Origin of the sequence: Actinoplanes sp. G11-F43 (assembly GCF_050589265.1) — a bacterium.
Classification (GTDB): Bacteria; Actinomycetota; Actinomycetes; order Mycobacteriales; family Micromonosporaceae; genus Actinoplanes.
This window is the reverse complement of sequence record NZ_JBNZCE010000007.1, coordinates 154,910-162,831: the sequence shown is the minus strand read 5'-3', so window position 1 is coordinate 162,831 and position 7,922 is coordinate 154,910. Positions and strand designations below refer to the sequence as shown.

Annotated in this window: 8 protein-coding genes; 4 read left to right on the top strand and 4 right to left on the bottom strand. The window is 71.0% G+C overall.

Annotation, left to right across the window (positions count from 1 at the left end; genetic code table 11):
- Nucleotides 1-119: 119 nt before the first annotated feature.
- Nucleotides 120-419: a DUF3263 domain-containing protein gene (locus ACQ0O7_RS09100; RefSeq protein WP_430781383.1), complete on the bottom strand. Its 300-nt coding sequence runs from the start codon at nt 417-419 to the stop codon at nt 120-122.
- A gap of 105 nt (nt 420-524) precedes the next feature.
- Complete coding sequence (locus ACQ0O7_RS09095; protein WP_430781382.1) at nt 525-1,310, bottom strand: DeoR/GlpR family DNA-binding transcription regulator; 786 nt, start codon at nt 1,308-1,310, stop codon at nt 525-527.
- 190 nt (nt 1,311-1,500) lie between these two features.
- Here ACQ0O7_RS09095 and ACQ0O7_RS09090 point away from each other — a divergent pair, with 190 nt between their 5' ends.
- The 3 genes from ACQ0O7_RS09090 to nagA are packed head-to-tail and all read left to right on the top strand — an operon-like array spanning nt 1,501 to nt 4,441.
- Nucleotides 1,501-2,424, top strand: a complete 924-nt coding sequence (locus ACQ0O7_RS09090; protein ID WP_430781381.1) for an SIS domain-containing protein — start codon at nt 1,501-1,503, stop codon at nt 2,422-2,424.
- The gene (locus tag ACQ0O7_RS09085) at nt 2,421-3,353 is read left to right on the top strand and encodes an ROK family protein (RefSeq protein WP_430781380.1); all 933 of its coding nucleotides are present in this window, start codon (nt 2,421-2,423) and stop codon (nt 3,351-3,353) included. Before ACQ0O7_RS09090 ends, ACQ0O7_RS09085 begins: the two co-directional genes overlap by 4 nt.
- Nucleotides 3,302-4,441 carry an N-acetylglucosamine-6-phosphate deacetylase gene (gene nagA / locus ACQ0O7_RS09080; protein ID WP_430781378.1) on the top strand — a complete coding sequence of 380 codons (1,140 nt, stop codon included), beginning with the start codon at nt 3,302-3,304 and terminating at the stop codon, nt 4,439-4,441. Before ACQ0O7_RS09085 ends, nagA begins: the two co-directional genes overlap by 52 nt.
- A 37-nt stretch (nt 4,442-4,478) precedes the next feature.
- Here nagA and ACQ0O7_RS09075 read toward each other — a convergent pair whose 3' ends face one another.
- Nucleotides 4,479-5,168 carry a phosphatase PAP2 family protein gene (locus ACQ0O7_RS09075; protein WP_430781377.1) on the bottom strand — a complete coding sequence of 230 codons (690 nt, stop codon included), beginning with the start codon at nt 5,166-5,168 and terminating at the stop codon, nt 4,479-4,481.
- A 9-nt stretch (nt 5,169-5,177) separates the two neighbouring features.
- Nucleotides 5,178-6,605 (bottom strand): trypsin-like peptidase domain-containing protein, encoded by a 1,428-nt coding sequence (locus tag ACQ0O7_RS09070; RefSeq protein WP_430781376.1) that lies wholly within the window; start codon nt 6,603-6,605, stop codon nt 5,178-5,180.
- A gap of 89 nt (nt 6,606-6,694) precedes the next feature.
- Between ACQ0O7_RS09070 and ACQ0O7_RS09065 the strand changes: the two genes are divergently transcribed.
- On the top strand, nt 6,695-7,915 hold the full coding sequence (locus tag ACQ0O7_RS09065; RefSeq protein WP_430781374.1) for a DUF4032 domain-containing protein: 1,221 nt from the start codon (nt 6,695-6,697) through the stop codon (nt 7,913-7,915).
- Nucleotides 7,916-7,922 lie beyond the last annotated feature (7 nt).

Genomic DNA, 7,922 nt, shown 5'->3' with positions numbered 1-7,922 from the left:
ATCCGCACCACAACGCGGCACACCAACCCCACCCCCACCTCGCGTGCCGCGATACGGTCCGATCCGCACCGCAACGCGGCACACGAACGTCACCTCGCGTGCCGCATCGCGGCACAGGGTCAGCGGCGGCGGGTGCGGGCCCGGGCGGATCGCAGGCGGCGCAGCCGGCCGATCAGGACCGGGTCCTTCTCCAGCGCGGCCGGATTGTCGAGCAGGCCGTTGAGGAGCTGGTAGTAGCGGGTCGAGGACAGGCCGAAGGTGTCCCGGATGGCCTGCTCCTTGGCGCCGGCGTGTTTCCACCACTTGCCCTCGAAGGCGAGGATCTCCAGCTCCCGCTCGGTCAGCGGGCCGCTCTGCGGCGTCTCCGGCTCCGCCTCACGGGGCGCGGGGACGAGCTGCCGCGGCTCCTCCGGCTGCATGACACTCCCCTGGCTGGCATCGGTGATCACGTATTTCTTTCCGACGAGGCTACCTCAGGCCACCATGCCACTACGGAAAGTCCGGATTGACGACACCTGCCGGGATTACGCGGTGATCACGTCCACCCCGGCGTCCCGGAACGCGGCGATCGTGGCGGGCGGCGCCCCCGAGTCGGTGACCAACGTCTCGATCTTGCTGATCGGGCAGATCCGGGCGAACGCGTGCCCGCCGAGCTTGGACGAGTCGGCGATCACCACCACCCGTTTGGCGCGGGCCACCATCAGGCTGTTCATCGACGCCTCGCCCTCATGATGGGAGGCCGCGCCCAGTTCCACGTCGAGGGCGTCGACGCCGAGCAGCACGATGTCCAGGGTGACCTCTTTGAGCAGGGCGCCACCGAGCGGGCCGACCACCTCGAACGACTGCGGGCGCACCACCCCGCCGGCCACCACGATCTTCATCCGGGACCGGAGCAGCAGTTCGTTGGCGATGTTCAGCGCGTTGGTGACCACGGTGAGCTGGGAGCCCTCACCACCGGCGTTGAGGTCGGGGCGGACCGCGAGGGCGCGGGCCACCTCGGTGATGGTGGTGCCGCCGTTGAGGCCGACGACGGTGCCGGGGCTGACCAGGCGGGCCGCCGCTTCACCGATGCGCTGTTTCTCGGCCGAGTGTTTGGCGCTCTTGTAGCGCAGCGGCAGGTCGTAGGAGACGCCGTTGGCGACCGCGCCGCCCCGGGTCCGAGTGATCATCTGCTGCTGCGCGAGCTGGTCGAAGTCGCGGCGAATGGTGGCCTGCGACACGTCGAGGCGCTCGGAGGCCTCCTCGACCGTCACCCGGCCGCTCTCCGTGAGTAGCTCCAGCAGGGCATTCCACCGCGCGTACCGGTCCACCGACGCCTCCGCGATGCACGATTCATGATAAGTGTGTGCACATTAGTGCGCGAAAGGCCCGGAAGCAAAGCCTCCTGATGCGCAAAGGACCTTTGGTCCTTGCCCCGGCGGCAGCGAAGTGAGCACAATAACGCGCGAAAGACCCGGGAACCGAGCGCTAATGCGCAGCACCTACCGGTGAGGAACAACCATGAGCCATGTCAAAGCGGAGATCGCCACACAACCCGAGTGCTGGCGGCAGGCGGCGAAACTAGCCGAGTCACCGGGGCTCCCGGCCCGCGGGGAACGGGTCGCCGTCGTCGGATGCGGAACCTCCTGGTTCATGGCCAAGTCGTACGCGGTGCTCCGGGAACAGAGCGGGCACGGCGAGACCGACGCCTTCCAGGCCTCCGACTTCCCGCTCGGGCGGCGCTACGACCGGCTCGTCGCGATCACCCGATCCGGGACCACCACCGAGACCCTCGACGTGATGCGCGCCGTCGGTGAGCACACCCCGGTCACCGTCTTCACCGCCGTCGCCGACGAACCGGCCGCTCAGCTCGCGACACACGCCGTCGTGCTCGACTTCGCCGACGAGAAGTCGGTGGTGCAGACCCGGTTCGCCACCAGCGTGCTCGCCGTCCTGCGCGCCCACCTGGGCCACGACATCGAGGCCGCCGCCGCCGACGCCGAGGTGGCGATCCGGCTGCCGTTGCCGGTGCACCCGTCCCTGGTCGACCAGATCACCTTTCTCGGCAAGGGCTGGACCGTCGGGCTCGCCGAGGAGGCCGCCCTCAAGTGCCGCGAGGCCGCCGGGTTCTGGACCGAGTCGTACCCGGCGATGGACTACCGGCACGGGCCGATCGCGATCGCCGGCCCGCGCCGCGCGGTGTGGGCGTTCGGTGACGTCCCGGCCGGGCTCGCCGAGGAGGTGGAGCGCACCGGCGCGGCCTTCGTGCACAGCCGGCACCACGGCGGCTACGGCTCGATCGGCCGCTGGACCAGTGGCCGCGCCCCGCTGGATCCGATGGCCGACCTGATCCTGGCCCAGCGGGTCGCCCTGTCGCTGGCCACCACCCAGGGCCTCGACCCGGACAACCCACGCAACCTCAGCCGTTCCGTAGTCCTCACGTGAGTTCCGGCCCCACCGCGGTGGTCGCCCTGGACGTGGGCGGCACCGGGATGAAGTGCGCCCTGGTCCGGCCGGACGGCACCGTCCACCACGAGGAACGGCACCCGACCCGGGCCGAGCGCGGCCCGGAGGCGGTCACCGAGACCATCCTGTCGGTGGCCGAGTCGCTGGCCGGCCGGGCCCGCGCCGACGGGCTCACCCCGATCGCGGCCGGCATCGCCGTCCCCGGCGTCGTCGACGAGATCGAGGGTGTCGCGGTCTGGTCGTCGAACATCGGCTTCCGGGACGTACCGCTGCGGGATCTCGCCGTCCGACGGCTCGGCATCCCCGCCGCTCTCGGCCACGACGTGCGGGTCGGCGCCCTCGCCGAAGCCCGCCTCGGCGCCGGCGCCGGACAGCGGCACGTGCTCTTCGTCGCGATCGGCACCGGCATCGCCGCCGGGCTCGTCGTCGACGGCACCGGCTACCCGGGGGCGCACGGCGCGGCCGGCGAACTGGGGCACATCGTGGTCCGGCCCGGCGGCCGGCCCTGCCCCTGCGGCCAGCGTGGCTGCCTGGAAGCGGTGGCGTCGGCCCGAGCCGTCGGGCTCCGGTACGCCGAACTCACCGGCCGGCCGTCGGCCACCGCGTTCGACGTGGCCACCGCTGCCGCCGGCGGTGACGAACCGGCCCGCCAGGTCTGGCAGGAGGCCGTCGAAGCCCTCGCCGACGGGCTGGTCATCGCACAGGCGCTCTACGACGTCGGTGTCGTCGTGCTCGGCGGCGGCCTGGCCGAGGCCCGCGACGACCTGCTCAACCCGGTTCGCGAGGCGGTCGCCCGGCGGGTCACCTTCCACCGCACCCCGGCGATCGTCCGCGCCGAGCTGGGCGACGCCGCCGGATGCCTCGGCTCCGCCCTGCTCGCACTCGACTCGCTGAAAGGCGCCCCGTGACCCGCATCTCCGGCCGGATCGTCACCCCCGACACCGTGGTCACCGGACACCTCGACCTGGACTCCTCCGGCACGATCGCCGCGATCGTCCCGGACGACACGGCCGGCGACGACGTGATCGTGCCCGGCTTCATCGACCTGCACTGCCACGGCGGTGGCGGGCACACGTTCACCACCGGATCCGCCGGGGCCGCCCGCGAGGCGGCCGCGTTCCACCTGCGGCACGGCACCACCACCATCCTGGCCAGCCTGGTCAGCTCACCGTTCGAACTGATGCGATCGGCGGTACGCGACTATCAGCCGCTGATCGAGGAGGGGGTGCTCGCCGGCGTCCACTTCGAGGGGCCGTACCTTTCCGGCATCCGGTGCGGGGCGCAGAACCCGGAGTTCCTGCGGGACCCGTCACTCGCCGAGATCACCGAACTGGTGGCGTCCGGGGCGGTCCGGATGATGACCGTCGCCCCGGAACTGCCCGGCGCCCTGGAGGCCATCGGCTACCTGCGGGACCATGGAGTGCTGGCGGCGATCGGGCACACCGATGCGACGTACGGCCAGACCCACGCCGGGGTGGCGGCCGGCGCGACGGTGGCCACCCACCTGTTCAACGGCATGCGCCCACCCCACCACCGGGAACCCGGCCCGGTCGTCGGCCTGCTCTCCTCCACCGCCACCGTCGAACTGATCGCCGACAACATCCACCTGCACCCCGGCATGCTGGCGTTCGCGGCCGGCAGCGCCGGCCCGGACCGCGCCGTGCTGATCACCGACGCGATGGACGCCACCGGCATGCCCGACGGCCGGTACGACCTGGGCGGCCAGGAGGTCGACGTGGTCGACCGGGTGGCCCGCCTGACCCGGGACGGCTCGATCGCCGGCAGCACCCTGACCATGGACGTGGCCCTGCGCAACGCGGTCGCGGCCGGCCTCCCGCTGGTCGACGCGGCCCGGATGGCCGCCACCACCCCGGCCCGCCTGCTCGGCCTCGCCGACCGGGTCGGCGCCCTGACCCCGGGCCTCCGGGCCGACCTGGTCGTGCTCACCCCCGACCTGGTCCGCAAGTCCGTGCTGCGCGCCGGCCAGCCGGTCTAGTTCGTGTGCCGATCTGTGGCTCGAATCGAGCCACAGATCACCACGCGGTTGGGGGCCGGTCCAGCGGGCCCAGCGGGAGGCGGAACCAGGGGATCCGTTCCAGGAGGCGGGCCACCACCAGGCCCAGGAACAGGCCGGCCACCGAGTCGGTCACCCAGTGGAAACCGGTGTAGATCGTGGTGACGAAGACGATCGCCACCGGCAGGACCCGCACCAGGAACGTCTCCCAGCGGGTCAGGACCCGGCCGAGCAGCCAGGTCAGCAGAAGGGCGATCACCGCGTACCAGACCAGCGAGTTCGCCACGTGGCCGGACGGGTAGCTCATCGCCTTGTCCCCGGACGCGGCCGGATTGAACAGGACGGTCTTGTCCGGGCCGGTGAAGCGCGGCGCCGCCCGGTCGAAGAAGATCTTCGCGGGGCCGATGGTGAAGTAGGTCAGCACGAAGGCGGCGGCGAACGGCAGGCCGGCCCGGATCGAGCGGGTGCGCCGCCACACCAGGAACGTCAGGATCAGGGCCACCGGCATCAGCACCTGAGCGCCCTGGCCGAGGTAGTTGAAGACCCGGGCGGTCCAGTACACCGGGCTCGACTGGTCCGCCAGAGCCCAGTCGGCCACCCGCTGGTCCAGGTCCAGCAGATGGCCCCGGGCCAGGGCGACGGTCAGAACCACGAAGGCGGCGATGGCCGCCAGGTCGGGCCACCAACTCCGGGTGATCTTCTGGGTCACCCTTTAAAACTAGAGGTACGGGCGCAACCGGCCGGCCAGCAGATCGCCCCGGACACCGGAGTTGGGGCAGCCGCCGAAGTGGTGCAGCGCGACCACCCGGTTGGTGGCGCGGGAGATCACCGGGGAGCCGGAGGAGCCGCCGGCGGTGTCGCAGTAGTAGGAGACGTCGGAGTGGGCGGCGTACCCGGTGTAGTCGGGGTTGTCGACCTCACAGTTGCCGGCCGCCTCACCCTTGCTGCCGGCGATCCGGGCGGGTTCCCCGGCGGGGTGCTGGGGGACGTACAGCTGCTGGCCCTTCTTGGGGCGCACGGTGTCCAGGGTGAGGTAGCCGAATTTCTCCACCTGCGCGAAGCCGTCGACCGAGAAGAGCGTGTAGTCGTACGTCTTGTCGGTGGCCAGCACCTTGTCGCCCCAGACCTTGGTGGGCTTGAAGACGTCGTACCCGCCGCACTTGGCGCACTGGTAGTTGAACCACACCTCGGTGTCGTACGCCTCATCCGAGCTGGTCAGGCAGTGATTGTTGGTGATCATGCGGTTCTTGGCGCCGATCCGCCAGCCGGTGCACAGCTCGGTGCCGTTGATCAGCAGCCGGGCGATGGCCTTCGACTTGGTGTAGGCCACCGGGTCCTTCGACTCGTAGCAGACCGCGTCGGTGGAGGTGTCGGTGCCGCAGACGGACTCCTCACGGCCCGGCCCGGCCTTGCTCCGGTCCGGGCTCCGGTCCGCTCGCGCCGACTCACGGACCGGCGGGCGGCTGTCGCCTCGGGCCACCTTGTCGATCTCCACGCCCAGGTCGCCCAGGGTGTCGCCGGCGCCGAGCGGGTCGGCCTTGCGGTGAACTTCGACGATCGCCGTGTCCCCGGTGACCGACATGGCCCAGCGGCCGTCGGTGTCGCTCTCGTAGCGGTACGACTCGGTGCCCGCCGGGTTCGACACCGTCACGTAGTCGCCGGGCAACATCTCAAGACGATCGAAGTGCACCTTGACGTACGAGGCACCGGGGTACTCGAACTCCTGGCGCTGCGGTCCGGCCACGTAGCCGAGCAGCTTCTCGACCCGCTTCAGAGTGCCGATCTTCTGACGTCTGGAGGGCGGTGCGGTCGCCGACTCCAGCCGCCGGTCCTGGGGGTGGGCGGTGGCGGCCTCGGTGCGGCGTTCACCCGGTTCGGACGGAGCCACCGGCGCCCCCGGCGCCGTCGTGGAGGTGGCGGCGGACACGGACGCGCCGGGAGTGATCACTGTGGTCGGCGTGATCAATGGGGCCGCGGTGGCCGGTGCGTATCCGCGCTCGGCGACCGGGGTGCGGGGTGTTCCCGGGGCTTCGTGCCAGCTCCCGCCCGGTTCGCCGCCGGTCTGCGCCGCGACCAGTGCACCGGCCGTCCCGGCCAGCACCAGTGCGGCGCACGTTCCGATGACGATGCCTGCTTTGCGTCGCATGCCACTCCCGTACGTCGTGGGCCGTTTCGCACCTGTGTAACGAGCCACGTGCGGGCACGACGCGCCGCGTGAACCGGCACACTTGGAGCGTGCGCATCACCTCCGCTCTCATCGACCCCGCGCTCCTGGACCTGCCGTGGCACATTCCGCTGGAGGACTGGCCGGCTGATCATCTGGTCGCGTTGCCGCAGGGCATCTCCCGGCACATCGTCCGGTTCGTGAAGCTCAACGGGGTCGTCTACGCGATGAAGGAGACCCGGGAGCGGATCGCCGAGAAGGAGTACGACCTGCTCCGCGCCCTGGAGCGGATCGACTTCCCGGCGGTCCAGGCGATCGCCATCGCCACCGACCGGCAGACCCTGGACGGGGAGCCGCTGGAGACCGTTCTGGTCACCCGGCACCTGCAGTTCTCCCTGCCGTACCGGGCGCTGTTCTCCCGGGTGCTGCGGCCGGACACGATGAACCGGCTGCTCGACGCCCTGGCCGCGCTGATCGTCCGGATGCACCTGACCGGGTTCTCCTGGGGTGACTGTTCGCTGTCCAACACCCTGTTCCGGCGGGACGCGGGCGCGTTCGCGGCCTATCTGGTGGACGCCGAGACCGGCAACCTCTACCCGAAACTGTCCGAGGGACAGCGCAGCGAGGACATCGAGATCCTGCGGCTGAACATCTTCGGCGAGTGCCTGGACCTGCAGGCCGCCGAGCTGCTGCACGAGTCGATCGACCCGGAGTCGGTGGTCGACGACATCGTCGCGCGGTACGAGCGGCTGTGGCACGAGGTCACCTACGAGCAGGAGGTGTCCCGGGACTCCCGGCACCACATCGAGCGGCGGATCCGGCGGCTCAACGAGATGGGTTTCGACGTCGCCGAGGTCTCCATGTCGACGTCGCACGACGGCGGCTATCTGGTCCGGCCCAAGGTCGTCGACGCCGGCTACCACACCCGGCGGCTGATGCGGCTGACCGGCCTGGACGCCGAGGAGAACCAGGCCCGTCAGCTGCTCAACGACCTGGACGCCTACCGGGCGGAGAGCCACCTCACCGACGAGCAGCAGGCCGCCCACCGGTGGCTGACCGAGGTGTTCGAGCCGGTGGTCCGCGCGGTCCCGGCCCATCTGCGGCGCAAGCTGGAGCCGCAGGAGGTGTTCTCGCAGATCATCCAGCACAAGTGGCTGCTGTCCGAGAAGGCCGGGCGGGACGTCGGGATGGCCCCGGCGGTTCAGGGCTACCTGACCGACGTGCTGGCCAACAAGCCGGACGAGCAGGCCGTCCTGGGTGTCGAGGCGGAGACGCTGAGCGAGACGGTCTAGGTTCGTG